Raw genomic sequence first — 18649 nt, 5'->3', positions numbered from 1 at the left:
TCGGCTCAGTCGAGGGTGAGCTCCATCGGTACCGCGATCACATCGACCATGGCCCCGTTGCGCAGCACCGTGACCGGCATGGCGTGGCCGATGGCATCGCCGAAGAGCCGGCGCTGAATGCCCTGTGCGTCACGTACTTCCCGCCGGGCGACGCTGAGCACGAGATCGCCGCGACGGAGCCCGGCCTGGTCGGCGGGGCCGCCGCGCACCACCTCCACAATGCGCAGCCCGGCGCTCTGCCCGGTGCGCTCGGCCACCGCCGCGGGCAGGGGTGCGGGCACCCCGACGATGCCGAGGTAGGCCCGCCGCACCCGTCCCTCGTGCAGCAGGGTGGTGATGATCCGGCGCGTGGTGACATTGATCGGAATCGCCAGCCCCAGGCCGATTCCCGCGACGGCGGTATTGACGCCGACGACGCGGCCGGCCGAATCTGCCAGCGCCCCACCGGAATTACCCGGATTCAAGGCGGCATCGGTTTGGATCACGTCCTCGATCACCCGGGCCGACCGTCCGTTGCCCACCGGCACCGAGCGTCCGAGCGCACTCACCACACCCGCCGTCACCGATCCGGCCAGGCCCAGCGGACTGCCCACGGCCACGACCAGCTGCCCGACCACGAGGGCGTCGGCATCGCCCATCGACACCGCCGCGGGCGCACCACCGCGCACCCGCAGCACCGCCAGATCCGAGAGCGGATCCACGCCCACCACATCGAATCTCAACTCCGCGCCGTCCGCGAAGACGACCACGCCGTTCTTGGCCGACCCCACCACATGCGCATTCGTCAGCAGCGAGCCGTCATCGGTGAACACCACCGCCGAGCCGCCCCCGCGCCGGGTCTGCACACTCGCCACGTGCGGCGTCACCGATGCGGCCACAGCGATGACCGTGCGTGAGTACGCATCGAGTGCGGCGGCTTCTGCCGCGGCCCCGCCGAGCGCACCCGAATCGGGCTCGCGCCCGGCGTCCTCCGGTCTCGCCGCGGGCGAGAGGGCTGGTTCATCACTCACGTCGACCACCCGCTTACATGATTACGGTGCTTTATCCCAGGATGCCCGTGCGCAGGCGGCACGGCACCCTGTTCGCTGGTGGCGCAATATCGTTGTGACGCAAGCGTGGTCTCAGTTGATCTGCCGGATCTGTCCGGCCCAGTACGGTGCGCGCAGGGCCTTCTTGTCGACTTTGCCCGAGGGATTGAGGGGGAGGGCCTCTGCGAAGTCGAGAGTCTTGGGCGCCCAGACGCTGCCCTTGTGCTCCTTGACCAGTGCGATGAGCTCCTCGGCCGGGACGGTGTGGCCGGGCTTCGGGACGACGATCGCATGCACCGCCTCGCCCCATTTCGGGTGCGGGATACCGATGACCGCGCACTGGGCGACCGCCGCATGCCCGGTGAGAACATCCTCGACCTGACGCGGGAAGACGTTGAAACCACCGGTGACAACAAGATCCTTCTTGCGGTCCACCAGGAACAGATAGCCGTCGGCGTCGAGGTAGCCGATATCGCCGGAGTGCACCCAGTCGTCACGCAGGGCCTCGGTGTCCTTGGTCGCGTCCAGGTAGCCGGACATGCGGCCGAGTTGACGCGCGCAGATTTCCCCGGTCTCGCCGACGGGCAGGTGCCGGTCCTGTTCGTCCTGAATGGAGATGTCGACGTGGAACAGCGGACGGCCCGCAGACCCGAGTCTCGCGAGCGCGGCCGGATCATCGAGCGCATGGTCCTGTTTGCGCAGGCAGCTCAGGAAGCCCGGTTCGGTGCCCGCGTACGTCTGGACGAAGACCGGGCCGAGCGCCTCGATCGCGGCGCGCAGCTTCTCCGGCGCCATGGGCGAACCGGCGTAGATCACGGTGGCCAGTGAAGACAGGTCTGCCGCAGCGAGTTTCGGATGGGTGAGCATCAGGTAGATGACCGTGGGCACCACAGCGGTGGCCGTCACCCGGTGGCGGACGATGGTGTCGAGCAGGGTGTCCACGTCCAGGCCCGGCATGATCACATTGGTTCCGCCGCGCAGGAAGGTCGGCAGCAGGAAGATCTGGGTGAAGTGGGTAAGAGGGGCGCCGTGCGCGAAGATCTCGCCGGGGCGGGTGTCTCCGATTTCGAGGCCCGCGGTGAGCAGGTAGTGGCTCAGCCGATCGTGGGTGAACAGCACGCCCTTGGGGGTCCCGGTGGATCCGGAGGTGAACATGATGTGGGCGGGATCGCCGGGGCTGATCGCCGCCGGTGGCGTGGAATCGTCTCGGGTGCCGAAGGTTTCGTAATAATCGGCCGCCAGGTCGCCGGGCCGCTCGCCCAGGCGGATCAGCCGCCGCAGGGTGGGCACCTGATCCGCGATTGCCGCGAGGGTGGCGTCGAACGACTCGTGATAGATCAGGGTGGTGGCGCCGGATTCGGTCAGGAAGTAGCGGTGGTCGTCGGCGGACGCCTTCGCCGCCATCTGCACGGGCACCGCGCCTGATTTCCAGATGCCGTACTGGGTGGGGACGAACTCGAGGGTGTTCGGCATGAGCAGGCCGATGCGCTCGCCGGGGGTAATACCCAGGGCGAGTAGGCCATTGGCGATGCGATTGGTGGCCGATCGCAGGTCGGTGTAGGTCAGCGACCGGTCACCGGCGATCAGGGCGGTGCGGTCGGAGTAGTAGGCGCAGGCCCGATCGAGCACGCGGGTGACCGGGCCCCACAGCGAGTTCTGATCCGTCACAGTAGTTGTTCCGTTCACTGGCAAGAGGTTTCGAGAAGGGCGGTGCGGGCCTGGTGGTACTCGCGGCGCACGCGGTCGATGACCTCGGCGGCCGGGACCACGCCGTGCACCCCGGAGACCGAATGCCCGGCGCTCCACACGGTCTGCCCGCCCAGGAGTCGTTCGGTCTGGAAGTCGCCTGCCGAGACCTGCTGGGCGGCATGGGCTTCCAGCCATTCGGTGAGCAGGTTGGCGGGCAGTCCGCCGATGTGCGCGGTTTCGCGGACGTCATCGAGGGTGGCGGCGACGACCGCGGCCTGATAGTCCTCGCGCGCCAGGCTTTCCGGGGTGGCGATGAATCCGGTGCCCATATAGGCCAGATCCGCACCCAGCGCCTGGGCGGCCAGCAGGGCGTGGCCGTCGCCGATGCCGCCGGCCAGTACGAGCGGGCCGCTGAATCTTTCGCGCACCGCGCGCACGAAGGCGAAGGGATTGGCCGATCCGGTCTGGCCGCCCGCGCCCGCGGTGAGCAGGATCAGGCCGTCCACGCCCGCGGCCAGCGCGCGTTCGGCATGGCGCAGGGTCGCGACATCGGCGAAGACCCGGCAGCCCGCCCGGTGCAGCGGTTCGATGACGGGCGCGGGGGAGCCGACGCTGGTGATGACCAGTTCGACCCGGTGCGCGATGAGCAGATCCAGGTCGGCGGTCAGGCGCGCATTGGTGCGGTGCACCACCAGATTGGGCGCGATCGGCGCGGCCCCGGGCGTCAGATCGGCGGCGATCCGGGTCAGCCATTCGTCGAGCAGCTCGGGAGTCGCCGCATTGTGCGTCGGGAAGGAGCCGATCACGCCACTGCGGCAGGCCGTGGCGACCAGTTCCGGGCCGGAGACTCCGGTCATCGGGGCGGCGATCAGCGGGAGCGTCAGCCGGTCGGCCCAGTCTGCGGGTAGTGCCACAAATCCTCCGAAATGTGCATCTTGTTGACATGAAAGTGCGTTACGTGCACTCTGAATCAAGTAGAGTGCAACTATCCAGGTTGCGGTGGTCCGGTGTCAACCGCGAGGCGAAGGGATGGGCGATGGTGCCGACAGGGAAGGATGTGGATCGTGAAAAGCAGCGAGACGCCCTCCCTGCGCGCGGCCGCCCGCACCCTGGCCCGTCAGCGCATTGTCGACGCCGCCATCGAATTGGCGGGCAGTACCGGCTGGAATGCGGTCCGAATGGTCGATATCGCGACCCGGGCGGGGGTGAGCAGGCGCACGGTGTTCAACGAGTTCGGCTCCAAAGCCGCTGTGCTGGAGGCGATGTCGTGGCAGAACACCTCGCGGTACCTCGCCGGTTCGGCGGCGGTGTTCGAGGCGAATATCGACGATCCGGTCGCGGCGGTGACGGCGATCGCCGAATTCGTGCTGCGCACGATTGCCGAGGATCCGCTGGCGGCGGTGGTGCTGCACGCCGCCCCGGAGGCCCCGGACGAGATGCTGTCCATGGTCACCACCGGATCGGGCCCGTTCGTGGCCGCCGCGGCCCAGCTCGCTCTGCAACGCATGGAGGAGCACTGGAGCGACCGGTTCCGGCCCGGCATCGATCTGGAGTTCTTCGCCGACAGCCTGGTGCGCCTGCTCTTCAGCCATCTGGTCCAGTCCACCGGCACCCCGGAGCGCACCGCGCGCTCGCTCGGGCAGCTCATGCGCCTGGCGCTGCTCGACCCGCCCTAGAAAGGAATCGTCAATGATGACGAACCTCGACGATCGCCTCCCGCCCAGCTCGGCCACCTCGCTGCGGGCCGGAAGCGGCGAACCGCTCCTGCTGCTGCACGGCGGCACCAGCTCCTGGCACTGCTGGGAAACCGTCGCGCCCCTGCTGTTCGACGACCACGACGTCTTCGCCCCCACCCTGGCCGGTCACGCGGGCATGCCGGATCTGCCGCGGCCCTACACCATCGCCAAGGCCGTCGACTGGCTCGAAAAGACCATGGACGAGGCAGGATTCGAGACCGCGCACATTGCCGGAAACTCCCTCGGCGGCTGGCTGGCCATGGAACTGGCGCGTCGCGGCCGAGCCCGCAGCGTGATCGCATTCTCGCCCGCCGGAGCCTGGTCCACCACCGAGACCCGGGTGCCGGCGATATTCCGCACCATGCACGCCCAGCAGCGACTGGGCGCACCACTGCTACCGCTGGTCATGCGGTCGCCCGCACTCCGTCGCACCCTGATGCGCACCGTGTGCGAGCACGGTGACCGCATCACCGCCGATCAGGCCATACTCGCCGCCCGAAACGCGCTGCGCTGCACCGCCCTCGACGATTTCCCCTCGGTCATCGCCACCGAGTACGAGCCCTACGGAATCCTCGACATCCCGATCCTCATCGCCTGGAGCGAAAAGGACCGCATCATCCCCGCCGACCACTACGCCGCCGGCTGGCGCCACTACGCCCCGTCCGCCACCTGGCGCACCCTGCCCGACGTCGGCCACGTGCCGATGTACGACAACCCGGAACTGGTGGCGCACACCATCCTCGAATGGACCGCTCACGCCACCGCGACCCGCACCGCGAGCTGACACCGCAACCGGGGATCGCAGGCCGACAACCGCACTCGGCCACGGCCCGGCCGACATTACGAACCGGATGGCGAACTGACCCGGACTGGCACTGACGCGTCGTCGCCGTAGGGGTGCGGCCGGTTGTCGGGAGTGGGTTCGGTTGTCGATCATGAACGGATCACGCGGTCGCCTTCTGGTAGTCGGCCGTGTGTGGCTGTGAGGCTTTAGCATTCGGGGTATGCGTGGGGTTGGCTGGTTTCGAGTGGCGCTGTGTGTGGCTGTGCTCGGGACGAGTGGGTGTATCGGGGCGGTGGATCGGGCGGATTTCGAGCAGCAGATTCGGGCGCGTGGGGGTGGGCTGGTGAGTGGGTTGTCGCAGGGGGCGGTGACTGCCTTGACGCAGCGGTTGGGGGCCGGTGAGGTGCAGGCCGATGTGATGGTGCTGACCGCGCCGAGTTCGACGCAGTTCCGGCTCGTGCTCAATGATCAACCGGCACAGGTGAGCAGGTTTCTGGCCGACCACGACGATATGACGGCCAGCGCGCCGACTGTCCGCGTGCGGATTCGCCATCCCGGCGGTTCCCGGCAGCTCGATGACTATTCGTACATGCTCGGTGCGCTGAGTTCGCCGCAGCCGGTCCGGGTTTCGGCGTATGACGATCTCGATGGCGAATGCTTCACCCTCGGCGAGGTGACGGGTCTGTCGCGGCTCGAGGAGATTGTGGATACGGCACTGGCGCGCAGCGGGCTTCCCGATGGGCAGGTGACGGTGATCGTGGTGAGCCGATTCGGCAGTGAGATCCGGATGGTGGCCAATGTGGTGTCACCGCGCTCGGAGGTGGTCGCCGAATTCGACGGTACTGGCGCGTTTCTTCGAATGCAGCAGGTGTGAGCCATGAGCAGACTGTTCGTGACCGTGATCTCGACCGCTGTCGGTGCGGGTGTCTTCAGCTCCGTGGTGCCGGTGGCGATCTGGCCGGGGGAGGCGAAACTGACTGCGCCGCTGTTCTGTTCGGCTCCCAACACCGAGCCGATGGTGGTGTCCGACACCACGCACGACTCGGAGGGGACCTCGACCAACTACACGCTGTACTGCGTGGGCGAGCGCGGGGCGCTCACCGATGAGGGCTTCGCACTGCCGATGCTGGTATTGCTCGCGGCACACATACTGATCGCGTCCGCGGTGGTGCTGACGGCGGGTCTGTGGGCCCGCCGCCACCCCGCGCGGGTCGAGGACACCCGTGTCACCAGCACCGAGGGCCCCGCCGACGCCGTCGAATATTGATTCGGGAGATCAGGCCGCGAGGAACTTCTTCAGCGTGGGCGTGAAAAGCCTCGCCTTCACCTGATGGGTCTGACCGGGCAGCTCGATATAGTGCGCACCCGGAATGGCCTGGGCGAGAGCGGCATTGCTGTGCCGCATCCACTTCGGGCTCTTGGAACCGGCGAAAATCGCTGTGGGGACGGTGATGTAGTCGTACCGCCCGTCCGGAATGGGCCGGCCGTCGAGGGCGTCCTGCATGAAGTAGCGGTCGTAGGTGAGGGTGAAGGCCGTCTTCTTCATCTTGGACCAGCCGGGCATGAGCGGGAACAGGGCGACCAGCACGCTCGGCAGGCCGACGCCCGCGTGCATGAAGTATTTGATCGCCTTGCCGGGCTTGTCGGCGGCGATGAGTTCGGTGATGTGGTCCTGATACCCGGGCGGGGCCGGCTTGCGGGAATCGTCGGTGATGAGCGGGTATTCGTACAGTGCCAGCTTGGCGACCGCGAGGCCGTGCTCGACCGCGGCCAGCACCAGCCCGACGCCGGAGGAGAAGGTGCAGAGGGTGACCGGCTCGCCCGCCTCGGCGGTCACGGCGGCCAGGTCTTCGATCTCGCGCTGCAGATCGTAGGGCAGGGTGTCACCGCTCTCGCCGCGCCCGCGCCGATCGTAGGTGTACACGGTGTACTGATCCGAGAGTTCCTGCGCGACAGCGGCACACGGGCCCATATTGCGATAGCAGAACGCACCGTCGACGAGGACGACGGCGGGGCCGCTGCCGATTTTCTCGTAGGCGATGACGGTGCCGTCCTTGGAGATCACGGTCGAGGTGCTCATGGCGGGAATCCTTAGTGTGCGAACACTGAAGAGGGGCTTTACCAGTGCAGACGGGGCCGATACCCAGGAATCATCGCGCGGCAGACCACTTTTCGCGGGATCTTCCGGCTGGAAACCGCGTCGGGCGCGCCGCCGCGGCGGCACTGCGAAGGTACGCCGGTGCGCGCGGTGCCCCTGCCGGTGGTACCGGCGGGCGGCGGATAACCACCCGGTGGTACCGCGCCGGCGGCGAGCTAGTGACTGGGGTATCCGAGCGTTTGCCAAGCGCCACTGGGCATTCAATATTTGCGGGGTGAATTCGATGTCGCCCGTGGTGACCGCGCTCCGATTGAATATGACCAATATCGACGATCCCGCCGCGGGGCACCGGCAGCGGTACCAGGCGGCGCTGGATATGGCCGAATACGCCGACCGGCACGGGTTCGCCGCCATCAGCTGCGAGGAGCATCATCTCTCCGGTACCGGGTGGCTGCCCTCGCCGCTGCTGCTGGCCGCGGCGATCGCGGCCCGCACTCGCCGGGCGGGGGTGAGCATCAGCGCCCTGCTGGTGCCGCTGTACGACCCGGTGCGGCTGGCCGAGGACATCGCCGTACTGGACAACCTGTCGGGCGGGCGGCTGGCGATCGTCGCCGGAATGGGTTACCGGCCAGCGGAATACGCCGCCATGGGCCGCGACTGGTCCCGGCGCGGGCAGCTCATGGATACCGCGCTCGAGGTCATGCTGGCGGCCTGGGGGGAGGCGCCGTTCGAGTACAACGGCGCGCTGATCGACGTCACGCCCAAACCCTGGACGAAACCGCATCCGCTGCTGTTCGTCGGCGGTATGAGCGAGGCGGCGGCCCGCCGTGCCGCCCGGTTCGGGCTGCCCTACTCCCCGCCCATGTCCATGCCCTCGCTCGAAGAGCTGTATCTGCGGGAGCTGGAAGTGCACGGGCATCAGGGCTTTGTGCACCGGCCCGAGCCCGGCAGCAGAATCACTCTGCTGCACGAGGATCCGGAGGCGGCCTGGGCGGAGTTCGGGCCGTACATCCTCACCGAGGCCCGCGAGTACGGTTCGTGGCGCCGGGCCGGATTGCCGCGCCCCCATGAGGCGTCGGTCGACTCCGTCGAACGGCTGCGGGCGCACGGATACGCCGAAATCCTGAGTCCCGAGCAGCTGCTCGCCCAAATCTCCGGTGGCCGAACCGAAATCATTGTGAACCCGCTGATCGGCGGCCTGCCGGTGGAGGCGGGCTGGGCCGGTCTGCGGCTGCTCGGTGAGGAGGTGCTGCCCCGCATCGAGGCCGCGCAGGCCGCGGCGGCAGCCGATTCCCACACTGTGGCCGCCGATTCCCGCACTGCGTCCGCCGATTCCCGTACCGCACTTACCGATTCGCACACTACGAAAGGCGTGCCCGCATGATTTCCGAGCTCATGTCCTACCGGGAGGGTCTCGCCGTCGATGGCCTGATCATCCGCCGGGCCCGCGAGGACGACTGGGATGCCTTGCGCGACTGCTACTCCCGCGCCTTCGGCGGCGTGCGGACCCGGGACTTCGACAGCTGGAAGAAGCAGTTCCTGCTCAGCGATATCATTGTGGCCGAGGATGTTTCGGATCCGGACGCCCCGTTCATCGTCGGCACCGGCTCGGTGATCCGGATGAGCACCACGGTGCCCGGCGGCGCGCAGCTGCAGGTCGCGGCATGTGCGCAGGGCATGGTCGCCACCACCCACCAGAAGCGCGGGCTGTACTCCAAGATCCAGGCCGAGATGATGTACATCGCGCTGGAGACCGGTGCGGATGTCTTCGCCGCCATGCCCGGACCGGGCGGCAATTACGGCGCGGTCGGGGTGGCCAGCCATACCCGGCACCTGCGCATCGACCGCCGGCGCGCGAAACTGCGTGCGGGCGGCGATGATTCGGCGCTGGTGCGGGAGCTGCGCCCCAGCGCCGCCCGCCCGCGCCTGCGGGAGATCTACGACCGCTGGCAGCAGGCGACTCCGGCCGCCCTGAGTCGCGGCGAATTCTTCTGGCCCGCGAGCTTCGACGACGAATCCTGCGTGATCGTGCATCCGGACGGCTACGTGGTGTTCGATCTGGTCGCCGATACCGTGCTGGTGCGCGACTTCTGCGCGCTCACCGTGGCCGCGCACCGCGAACTGCTGCGCTGCCTGCTGGGCCACGGCGAGTACACCGAGATCCGGATGGACACCGCGGTGGACGATCCGACACCGCTGCTGCTGGAGGATCCGCGGGTCGCCGCGGTGACCGGCGTCGACACCGGGGTGTGGATGTGGATCCTGAACGCCGCCAAGGCGTTCGGGCTGCGGACCTACCGCGGGGACTTTCACGGGGTGATCCGGGTGGACGATCCGTACGGCATGAGCCCGGGGCTGTTCACCCTCGATATCTCCGGCGGCCTGGGGAGCTGGGAACCGGCCCCCGAGGACGCGCAGGCGGATGTGCGCCTCGGCCCGGTCGAGCTCGCCAGCAGCTACTTCGGCGCGCACACGCCCCTGGAGCTGCACCGCGCCGGGCGGATCGAGGAACTCACCGCCGGTGCGGTCGCGGCCCTGGATCAGGCCCTGGCCCCGACCCGGCGGCCCTTCAATATCACTCCCTTCTGATCACTCCCTTCTGCCGAGGAGATCCATGACGACCCTGCGCCCCGGGCGGCTGACCGCCGCCGCCAAGAAGTTCCTGATGTGGGATCCGAATCCGGCCCTGTTCGGGATCACCATTCCCTGCCCCGTCCCGGTCTCCATGGGACTGGAGCAGGCGCAGCAGCTGATCAATGCGCTCATCGACAATCACGAATCACTGCGCAGCCGCTACAGCTACGGGATGGAGGCCGCCTGCCTCATCGAGCCTGAATCCGGAGGCGATATCGATACCGCCAGAATCGATGTGCGGACCGTCGATATCGAGAACCTGGACCACAACCTGCTGCCGCAATTGATGGAGGAGGAGACCGCCAAGAGCAATCTGCGTCTCGATCCGCCCTCGGGCAAACTGGTGACCGCGGCGCTGCTCACGCGGTCGACCGATGTCAATATCCTGCTGCTCACCATCCATCACATCGCCATCGACGGCGTCGCCATGTGGGTGATGTGGGACGACGTCGCCACCTATGTGCGGCAGTGGGAGGCGGGGGAGACGATCGCGCTGCCGCCGGAGCAGACGACCGGTTCGGACTGGGCCGCCTTCCTGGACGAATACGCGCTGACGCGCACCGAGGACGTGGACTACTGGGTCGGCGCCTCCGACAGCGAACCCAATATCGAGAACCGGCCCGCCACACCGGAATCGGCCTTCCTGGACGGTGTGATCGAAGGCCCCCTCGCGGAACGGCTGCTCGACGAACTGCCCACCGCACTGGACTCCTCCTACACCCGGATCCTGCTGGTGGCACTGGGTTTGGCCATCGAGGACGTCACCGGTGCGGCGCGGCCGGTGCAGGTGCAGAAGCACGGCCGCTACAGCCGGTTGCGCCCGGGCACCGATCTGAGCCGGACCGTCGCCTGGCTCTCGGACGACTACCCCTGGCTGGTGCGACCGGCGGCGGGCAGCCACGGCGACCGCATGCGGGACGCGATCGCCACCTACCCGAAGAATCCGGAGGACTTCACGCTGCTGTTCTGGCATCACCCCGAAAGCTGGTCGCGGCTCGTCGAATTCAACTTCCCGAAGTTCTACTTCAATTTCCTCGGTGATGTCGGGGTGTGGATTCCGGGCGCGCATTCACGTGAACAGGCACGCCTGACGGTGTTCGATCTGAGCATGTTCCTGGGTGCGAGCCAGAACGACGGTGTGCGGCGCGTGCACTACTCGGTGCACTCGCCGACCGGGGGCATAGGCATCGACAGGGTGAAAGAGATTGTGGCGCAGTGGCTGTCGATCCTGGAGACGGTGGAGACGGCATGAGCAGGATCATTATGGTCGGTATCGGCAGCCGCGGGGATATCGCGCCGCTGACCGGTCTCGGACTGCGCCTGCGGGAGGCCGGGCACGAGGTGGTGGTGGCCGCGCATGCGGTCTTCGCCGATCTGATCACCGGGTGCGGCCTCGAATTCCGGGAGATGGAGACCAATGTCGACGTCGATATGACCGATCCCGATGTCGACAAGCGCAAGGCCGGGTGGAAGTTCGCCTCGCCCGGCGGCGTCCGGGGCATGGGGGAGGGCATGATCGCGGCCCTGCGCGAGGAACCCGCCGATCTGCTGCTGCTCGCGCAATTGACCGAGTTCGCGGGCTTCGCGCTCGCGGAGGCCAAGGGCATTCCGGCCATCGGACTGCGCTTTCAACCGATGTCCTCGACCGGCGCCCATCCGCCCGCCTCGATGGGCGCGGTATCGCTGGGCGCCACCGGTAATCGGTGGGCCGCCGGGATCGGCGCGTGGATCATCGACCGCGTCTTCGGCGGGGTGGTTGCCGGTTTCCGCCGCGAACTGGGTCTACCGGAGGTCTCCATGCGGGAACTGCGCCGCCGCCGGACGGCGGCGCAGTGGCTGGTGCTGCACGGTTATTCGCCGAAGGTGGCGCCGCGGCCGGAGGATTGGCGGCCGGGGCTGGAGGTGACCGGCTACTGGTGGCCGCCCCGGCCCACGGACTGGGAGCCGCCCGCCGATGTGGTGCAGTTCCTGAAGGCCGGAGCGCCGCCGGTGTTCGTCGGCTTCGGCAGCATGGTCGACAGCGCCGAACACAGTGCGCGAGTGTCGAAGATCGTGGGAGATGCGCTGCGGCAGGCCGGTGTGCGCGGGATCGTCCAGTCGGGCTGGTTGCAGCTGGAGGTGAACGGCGAGGACCTGATGACCATCGGCGAGGTCCCGCACGATTGGCTGTTCCCGCGCATGGCCGCCGTCGTGCATCACTGCGGTGCAGGGACCACCGCCGCGGGGATCCGCGCCGGTGTCCCCGCCATCGCGGTGCCGGTCTACTCGGATCAGCCGTTCTGGGCCAAGCGCCTGGCCGAACTCGGTGTGAGCGCGGCGACCATCCCGCATCCGAAACTGTCCGCGGACCGTCTCGCCACGGCTATCCGCATCGCGACCACCGACACCGGTCTCCGCGACAATGCGACTGCGCTGGCCGCGCGCATCGCCGAGGAGGACGGTGTCGGTGCGGCGGTGAGAATCATCGAGGCGCAACTCGCCGTCGCCGCGAATCCGCAGTAGCAGCGTGCGCTCCTCAGACGGTGTATCCGCCATCGACGGCGAGCGCGGTGCCGGTGATGTAGCGTCCGCCCGGGCCTGCCAGATAGGACACCGCCGCGGCGATGTCCTCGGCCTCGCCGTAGCGTCCCAGGGCGGTGAGTGAGCGCTGGAACTCGGCGGTATCGCCGTCTGCCGGGTTCATATCGGTGTCGATCGGGCCTGGATCCACGATGGTGGCGGTGATGCCCTGCGGTCCCAGCTCCCGGGCCAGTCCCTTGTTCAGTCCGATGAGCGCGGATTTGGCCATCGACTGCAGGACGAAGTTCGCGCCGGGCAGGCGGCCGTTGAAGCAGGACCCGATGCTGATGATCCGCCCGCCGTCGCCCATATGCCGGGCGGCGGCCTGCGCGGCCAGGAAGATCGACCGGACATCCACGGCGAGAACACGATCGAGTTCCTCGGCGTCCACCTCCGCGAGGGGACCGTAGGTGAGGAAGCCCGCATTGTTCACCAGGATGTCGAGGCGGCCCAGCTCGCGTACGGTCTGCTCGACCGCATCGGCGGCGGCTTCGGTCTGGGTCAGGTCGGCCTGGATGATGATGGCCCGCCCGCCGTCGGCCTCGATCTGCTTGGCCACGGCCCGTGCCTGGTCGGCCGCCCGCACGTAGGTCAGCGCGACCGCCGCGCCCTCGCCGGCCAGTCGTCGCGCGATGGCCGCGCCGATTCCGCGGCTGCCGCCGGTCACCAGTGCTACCTTGCCGGTCAGGTCACTCATGATTGCTTCCTTCGTAGACGAGTTCGTGTGTGTCACAAAGGAATACTGAAACCCTTACACTGATGTGAGGGTCAAGGGCTTGATGAGTGAGATGTGGGTTACATGCGAATCGGCGAGCTGTCACAGCGCACGGAAACCTCGCGCCGCCTGCTGCGGTACTACGAGGAGCAGGGGCTGATCTTCTCCAGCCGCGAGGCCAACGGCTACCGCGACTACGACGATGAACTGGTCGACCGGGTGCTGCAGATCCGCGGCATGCTGGCCGCCGGGCTGCCCACCAGGATCATCAAGCAGATCCTGCCGTGCCTGCTCACCCCGCGCACCATCCACTCCTTCGATGTCACTCCGGAGATGCTGGCCACGCTCGAACTCGAGCGCGACAGCATGACCGAGCGCATTCACGTGCTCGAGCGCAATCGCGACGCTGTCGCCCGCTATGTCGCGGAAGTGCGTCGCGTGCAAGCGCAATCGCCGGTTCCCGCCGGTGCTACGTCGCGCGGCTGACCGAGGACATGTGGAAGTCCGGAATGCGCAGGGCGGGCATGGCGGTGCGGGTGAACCAGTCCTTCCATTCGCGCGGGAGCGTGATCTCGGTGCGGCCCGCCTCGCTCACCCGGCGCAGCAGATCCAGCGGTGATTCGTTGAAGCGGAAGTTGTTCACCGCCGCGGTGACCTCACCGTTCTCGACCAGATAGACCCCGTCCCGGGTGAGACCGGTGAGCAGCAGGGTCGCCGGATCCACCTCCCGGATGTACCACAGGCAGGTGAGCAGCAGTCCGCGTTCGGTATTCGCGATCATGTCCGCGAGTGAGGCGTCGCTGCCACCGGTCATGAGCAGGTTCTCACCGGGAAGGGTGACGGGAGCATCGAATTCGGCGGCGGTGGCGCGCGGGTAGACGAGTGATTCGATGACGCCGTCACGCACCCAGTCGGCGCGCCGGGCGCTGAGGCCGTTGTCGAAGACCGACAGCGATTCCGACGAGGCCGGGGTGGCCACGAACGGGCGGTACTCCAGACCGGCCGCGCTCGGATCGGAGTAGAGGGTCAGCGGAATTGTGCTGAGCCGCTCACCGATTCGGGTGCCGCCCGCGCGGGACAGGGCGGTGTGGCCCTCGTGCGCGCCGCGGCCCTCCATGGTCCAGGACAGATAGATCATGAGATCGGCGACGGCCGAGGGCGGCAGCAGCGTCTCGTAGCGGCCGGCGGGCAGCTCCACCCGGCGCTTGCTCCAGTCGAGCCGGCGCGAGAGTTCGGCGAGCAGCCCTGGGACATCGACATTCTGGAAGTCGCTGGTGCCGGTGCCGACCCAGGCGCTGGCCAGTTCCTCGCCCGCGCCGCGCTTGCCGTTGATCTCCACCGATCCGGTGGGCTGCACCCAGCGCCGCCGAATGCCGGTCGAGGTGCCCAGCCAGGTGGAGTGCACCTGATGGTGCGCGAAACCGTAGAGCTGATCGGCGCCGTCGAAGCCGGGCGCGAGATCGCGTGCCAGCTCGGCGAATACCGCGATATCGGTGACGCCGGGCGCGCCGTCCCACGCCAGCGTCCAGTCCAGGGTGGCCTTGTCGATAGTGTCCGGATCGAGCAGCGGCATGGCATCGCGCGCCGGTTCGGCGGTGCGCGCGGCCTCCTCGCTGGCGCGCACCACGGCCTCGATATCGGCCGGGTCCACACTCGTGGAGCTGACGCTGCCGACGCGGGCCGCACCGGATCCGTCGCGCAGCACCGACACCACCGCCCAGTCCCGGGCGACCGAGGAACCGTTGGTGGTCATGGAATTTCCGGCCCAGCGCAGGGACGCCTCGTGCGCGTCGGTGACTATGACCATGGCCTCATCGGCGCGCGAGGACCGCAGCGCGCGGTCGACGACCTCGGGGGCGGGGAGCACACTCATCGTGTCGGTCCTTTCCTCACTGCCCGGCTTCGGCGCGGGTATTGAGAATATTGATGCCGCGCACCAGGACTGATGGGCAGCCGTGCGAGACCGCCGCGACCTGGCCGGGCTGTGCCTTACCGCAATTGAACGCGCCGCCGAGCTGCCAGGTGGACGGGCCTCCGACGGCCTCCATGGATCCCCAGAAGTCGGTGGTGGTGGCCTGGTACGCGACATCCCGCAGCTGCCCGGCGAGTTCGCCATTGCGGATGCGGAAGAAGCGCTGGCCGGTGAACTGGAAGTTGTAGCGCTGCATATCGATCGACCAGGACTTGTCGCCGACGATATAGATGCCGTTCTCCACCCGGGAGATGAGCTCGGCGGTCGAGGTGTCGCGCTCGGGATCGGGTTGCAGTGACACATTGGCCATGCGCTGGATCGGCACATGGTGTGCGGAATCGGCGTAGGAGCAGCCGTTGGAACGTTCCAGGCCCAGGCGCGGCGCGAACACCCGATCGAGTTGATAACCCACAAGTGTGCCCTCGCGCACCAGATCCCAGCGCTGCCCGGCCACGCCCTCATCGTCCCAGCCGACGCTGGCCAGGCCGTGCTCCTGGGTGCGGTCGCCGGTGACATGCATGATCGGCGTGCCGTAGCGCAGGGTGCCCAGCTGGTCGGGGGTGGCGAAGGAGGTTCCGGCGTAGGCGGATTCGTAGCCGATGGCGCGGTCGTACTCGGTGGCGTGGCCGATGGATTCGTGAATGGTCAGCCACAGATTGGTCGGATCGATGACCAGGTCGGTGGGTCCGGCGGTGACGGTGGGGGCCTTCACCTTCTCGGCCAGCCACTCCGGGATCTGCGCGAGTTCGCTGTTCCAGTCCCAGGTTCCGTCGGCGCCGGTCACGTACTCCCAGCCGCGCCCGGCGGGGGCGGCCAGGGTGCGCATGGTTTCGAACACGCCCGCCGACGGATCGACGGTGATGGCTTCCCATTGCGGATGCAGTCGCACGCGCTGCTGGGTGATGCGCGAGCCGAGCGTGTCGGCGTAGTAGGTCTGCTCCTTGACCTGCAATACGGTTGCCGTCACGTGATCCACGCCGTCGGCGGCTTTGAGTCGCTCCGAATAGTCCAGCAGCAGAGCGACTTTGTCCTGCGTCGGGACGGCGAAGGGGTCCACGTCGTAGGCGGAGACGTATTCGGCGTCGATGTAGCGGGGTTCATCGGCGAGCTCCACGCGCTCGCGATTGAGTGTCCGCAACGTGCTGGCAACCGTCACGGCGCGCCGGGCGACCTCAACGGCCGCCTCCGGAGTGAGGTCGGGATGGGAGGCGAAACCCCAGGTGCCATCGACGATGACACGCACCGCGAAGCCGAGATCGGTGCTGTCGCGCACCGATTCGACTCGGCCGTCGCGCACTCGGATGGACTGCTGGGCAAGTCGATGCACCCGCAGATCGGCATAGTCGGCCCCGGCCGCGCGCGCCGCCGACAGGGCGGCTTCGGCAAGCGCTGCCAGGGGGAGTGCGCGGAACTGCTCGTCCACGACCTTGGTTGCGATGCTCACCCCGACCACGCTAGAGGGTGGCCCAGGTGTCGATCAACAACACGCTGCCCCCCTGGGTAATTCGCACGGTGCAAACCTGCACACGCTGCAACGATGCACGAAGTGCGAAGAAGCACACCAGGAAACGCACGCGACAAGCCCAGTACATGCCACGTTTTCGGGCGCGAATGCCGTAGCGTCTGCCCGCGTGCCGCCATCCGCGCTTCGCGACCGCAAACGAGAACGCACCCGCCGCGCCCTTTTCGAGGCCGCCGTCGAACTATTCGAGGCCAGAGGCTATGACGCGACCACCGTCGCCGATATCGCCGCCGCGGCCGAAGTCGGGACCAGAACCTTCTTCAACTACTTCGCCAGCAAAGAGGAACTGCTGTTCCCCGAACCGGACGAACGGGTCCAGTCGGCGGCGCAGGCCATTGCCACCAGACGACCGGGTGAACGACCGGTCGAGGTGCTGCTGCGTGCGCTGCGCGCGGCCGGCGACAATCCGGGAGATCACCTCGGTGACGCCCTGCCCGCCCGCATCGCGGTACTGCGCGCCCAGGTGTCGCGCACCGTGCCGGCGGTGAGCGGGCGTGCCGCCCATGCGCAATTGGCCGCGCAGCAGGAGATCGCCAAACATTTGCGGGCGGCCTTTCCGGAGGAGCTCGACGAGGTGGGTTCGGCCGCACTGGTCGGTGCGGTCGTCGGCGCGGTCTCCGGTGCGCTCACAGTGCTGTTCCAGACCGGCGCCATCGACGATCCCGAACTGCTGCAACGCAAAATCCAGGAGACCACCTCGAAGGTGCTGGCGCCGTGGCTGACTGCGCCCGCCGACGCCGACGGCAATCGTGGGATCCGGGCGGGCAGCGCGGAACTTTCCGTCGTCCCCGACAATGCTGCGGGCCGAATGGTCGCTGCGCCGCGTGAGACAGCTGCTGCGCCGCGTGAGACAGCCGCTGCCCCGAGAGAGACAGCTGCTGCGCCGCGGGAAACAGCTGCTGCGCCGCGTGAGGCCGTGGCCGCTCCGCGTGAGGCATATGGGCTGCCGCGCAACGATGTTCCGGTCCGGCATCTCGGTGCGGCGGTCCTGCGGCGTGCCGAGACCTTCCACGGGGAGCGCGCCGAGGCCTATCGTCCCGAGGAACACGAGCTACGGACCACCGAAAAGTCTCTCGTCTAACCGAATTGCTGCCAGCCCAGTCGAATCACCATGGCCACCACCACAACCAGCAGCACGATCCGCACGAAACCCGCGCCGCGGGCCAGGGCCATGCGTGAACCGACAATGGACCCGGCCACATTCGCGACCGCCATGGACAGACCCAGCCCCCACAGCACGTGACCGGTCGATGCCAGGAAGATCAGCGAACCCAGATTCGAACCGCAGTTGATGACCTTCGCCATCGCGGCGGCGCGCACGAATTCGGTGCCGAGCAGCGTGGCGAAGGTGATGATCAGGAAGGTCCCGGTGCCGGGTCCGAGAATGCCGTCGTAGAGGCCGATCAACCCGGCGGCCAGGCCCACCACCAGCAGGGTCTTGCGCCGGGTCGGCGGGTGGGTGGCCATGGTGAGGCCGATCGCGGGCCGCAGCGTCACGAAGATCGCCACCCCGACCAGCACCACCATCACGATGGGCACGAAGTACTTCCGATCGATAAGCCCCACCGCCGCCGACCCGCAGGCCGCCGCGATCGCGGCCAGTACCGCCCCCGGCAGCAGCAGCTTCCATCGAATGGGCACCTTCCGCGCGAAGGTGATCACCGCAGCGCTCGTCCCCGAAAACGCCGCAATCTTGTTGGTGCCCAGCGCAGTCTGCGGAGCCAGCCCCGGCAACACCACGAACAGCATCGGCAACACGATCAACCCGCCCCCGCCCACCACGGCATCGACCCACCCCGCCGCCGTAGCCGCACTCAGCAATACCGCCCAGTCACCGACACCCATCCCGCGACCCAATCAGACCGGACACCACCCGGCAAACCGCGCACCCGCCCACGATGATCGCCGCCGA

The 18649-nt window shown here is 68.0% G+C and carries 18 protein-coding genes; 10 read left to right on the top strand and 8 right to left on the bottom strand.

Features of this window, described 5'->3' with window-relative positions:
- Window positions 1–5: 5 nt before the first annotated feature.
- From OG326_RS25760 to OG326_RS25750, 3 genes are all read right to left on the bottom strand, one after another.
- A complete protein-coding gene (locus tag OG326_RS25760; RefSeq protein WP_327146583.1) occupies window positions 6–884 on the bottom strand; it encodes a S1C family serine protease in 879 nt (292 codons plus the stop codon).
- A gap of 237 nt (window positions 885–1121) precedes the next feature.
- Window positions 1122–2696: an AMP-binding protein gene (locus OG326_RS25755; protein WP_327139687.1), complete on the bottom strand. Its 1575-nt coding sequence runs from the start codon at window positions 2694–2696 to the stop codon at window positions 1122–1124.
- 14 nt (window positions 2697–2710) lie between these two features.
- On the bottom strand, window positions 2711–3631 hold the full coding sequence (locus tag OG326_RS25750; RefSeq protein ID WP_442790826.1) for an NAD(P)H-dependent flavin oxidoreductase: 921 nt from the start codon (window positions 3629–3631) through the stop codon (window positions 2711–2713).
- A 150-nt stretch (window positions 3632–3781) separates the two neighbouring features.
- Here OG326_RS25750 and OG326_RS25745 point away from each other — a divergent pair, with 150 nt between their 5' ends.
- The 4 genes from OG326_RS25745 to OG326_RS25730 all read left to right on the top strand — a co-directional run bounded on the left by OG326_RS25745 (window position 3782) and on the right by OG326_RS25730 (window position 6504).
- A complete protein-coding gene (locus tag OG326_RS25745; protein ID WP_327139686.1) occupies window positions 3782–4393 on the top strand; it encodes a TetR family transcriptional regulator in 612 nt (203 codons plus the stop codon).
- A 13-nt stretch (window positions 4394–4406) separates the two neighbouring features.
- A complete protein-coding gene (locus OG326_RS25740; protein ID WP_327139685.1) occupies window positions 4407–5237 on the top strand; it encodes an alpha/beta fold hydrolase in 831 nt (276 codons plus the stop codon).
- A gap of 220 nt (window positions 5238–5457) precedes the next feature.
- On the top strand, window positions 5458–6111 hold the full coding sequence (locus OG326_RS25735) for a hypothetical protein (RefSeq protein WP_327139684.1): 654 nt from the start codon (window positions 5458–5460) through the stop codon (window positions 6109–6111).
- Window positions 6112–6114: 3 nt separating this feature from the next.
- On the top strand, window positions 6115–6504 hold the full coding sequence (locus OG326_RS25730; protein WP_327139683.1) for a hypothetical protein: 390 nt from the start codon (window positions 6115–6117) through the stop codon (window positions 6502–6504).
- A gap of 9 nt (window positions 6505–6513) precedes the next feature.
- Here the strand turns inward: OG326_RS25730 and OG326_RS25725 are convergent, their stop codons facing one another.
- Window positions 6514–7317, bottom strand: coding sequence for an alpha/beta fold hydrolase (locus OG326_RS25725; protein WP_327139682.1), 804 nt, complete (start codon window positions 7315–7317; stop codon window positions 6514–6516).
- 301 nt (window positions 7318–7618) lie between these two features.
- On the opposite strand from OG326_RS25725, the gene OG326_RS25720 reads away from it, so the two are divergent.
- The 4 genes from OG326_RS25720 to OG326_RS25705 are packed head-to-tail and all read left to right on the top strand — an operon-like array spanning window position 7619 to window position 12471.
- Window positions 7619–8719 carry an LLM class flavin-dependent oxidoreductase gene (locus tag OG326_RS25720; RefSeq protein ID WP_327139681.1) on the top strand — a complete coding sequence of 367 codons (1101 nt, stop codon included), beginning with the start codon at window positions 7619–7621 and terminating at the stop codon, window positions 8717–8719.
- Window positions 8716–9924, top strand: a complete 1209-nt coding sequence (locus tag OG326_RS25715; protein ID WP_327139680.1) for a GNAT family N-acetyltransferase — start codon at window positions 8716–8718, stop codon at window positions 9922–9924. Before OG326_RS25720 ends, OG326_RS25715 begins: the two co-directional genes overlap by 4 nt.
- 25 nt (window positions 9925–9949) lie before the next feature.
- Window positions 9950–11221 (top strand): condensation domain-containing protein, encoded by a 1272-nt coding sequence (locus OG326_RS25710; RefSeq protein ID WP_327139679.1) that lies wholly within the window; start codon window positions 9950–9952, stop codon window positions 11219–11221.
- Entirely contained in the window at window positions 11218–12471 is a 1254-nt protein-coding gene (locus tag OG326_RS25705) for a glycosyltransferase (protein WP_327139678.1), read from the top strand. The genes OG326_RS25710 and OG326_RS25705 overlap by 4 nt, the downstream gene beginning before the upstream one ends.
- Window positions 12472–12484: 13 nt before the next feature.
- On the opposite strand, the gene OG326_RS25700 is transcribed toward OG326_RS25705, so the two are convergent.
- A complete protein-coding gene (locus tag OG326_RS25700) occupies window positions 12485–13225 on the bottom strand; it encodes an SDR family NAD(P)-dependent oxidoreductase (RefSeq protein ID WP_327139677.1) in 741 nt (246 codons plus the stop codon).
- 102 nt (window positions 13226–13327) lie between these two features.
- On the opposite strand from OG326_RS25700, the gene OG326_RS25695 reads away from it, so the two are divergent.
- Window positions 13328–13729 carry a MerR family transcriptional regulator gene (locus tag OG326_RS25695; protein ID WP_327146581.1) on the top strand — a complete coding sequence of 134 codons (402 nt, stop codon included), beginning with the start codon at window positions 13328–13330 and terminating at the stop codon, window positions 13727–13729.
- On the opposite strand, the gene OG326_RS25690 is transcribed toward OG326_RS25695, so the two are convergent.
- Together OG326_RS25690 and OG326_RS25685 are read right to left on the bottom strand one after the other, a co-directional pair.
- Complete coding sequence (locus OG326_RS25690; RefSeq protein ID WP_442790825.1) at window positions 13713–15116, bottom strand: metallopeptidase TldD-related protein; 1404 nt, start codon at window positions 15114–15116, stop codon at window positions 13713–13715. The two genes, OG326_RS25695 and OG326_RS25690, sit on opposite strands and share 17 nt — an antisense overlap.
- A gap of 16 nt (window positions 15117–15132) precedes the next feature.
- Window positions 15133–16659 carry a TldD/PmbA family protein gene (locus OG326_RS25685; RefSeq protein WP_442790824.1) on the bottom strand — a complete coding sequence of 509 codons (1527 nt, stop codon included), beginning with the start codon at window positions 16657–16659 and terminating at the stop codon, window positions 15133–15135.
- Window positions 16660–16846: 187 nt separating this feature from the next.
- Between OG326_RS25685 and OG326_RS25680 the strand changes: the two genes are divergently transcribed.
- Window positions 16847–17818: a TetR/AcrR family transcriptional regulator gene (locus OG326_RS25680; protein ID WP_327139675.1), complete on the top strand. Its 972-nt coding sequence runs from the start codon at window positions 16847–16849 to the stop codon at window positions 17816–17818.
- On the opposite strand, the gene OG326_RS25675 is transcribed toward OG326_RS25680, so the two are convergent.
- Window positions 17815–18582, bottom strand: a complete 768-nt coding sequence (locus OG326_RS25675) for a TSUP family transporter (RefSeq protein ID WP_327139674.1) — start codon at window positions 18580–18582, stop codon at window positions 17815–17817. The genes OG326_RS25680 and OG326_RS25675 overlap by 4 nt on opposite strands.
- Window positions 18583–18649: the final 67 nt, after the last annotated feature.

The sequence above is a fragment of the Nocardia sp. NBC_01327 genome, assembly GCF_035958815.1.
In the GTDB taxonomy this organism is placed as follows: Bacteria; Actinomycetota; Actinomycetes; order Mycobacteriales; family Mycobacteriaceae; genus Nocardia.
Note: the sequence above shows the minus strand (reverse complement) of the source record. Positions and strands in the feature narration are given on the sequence as shown.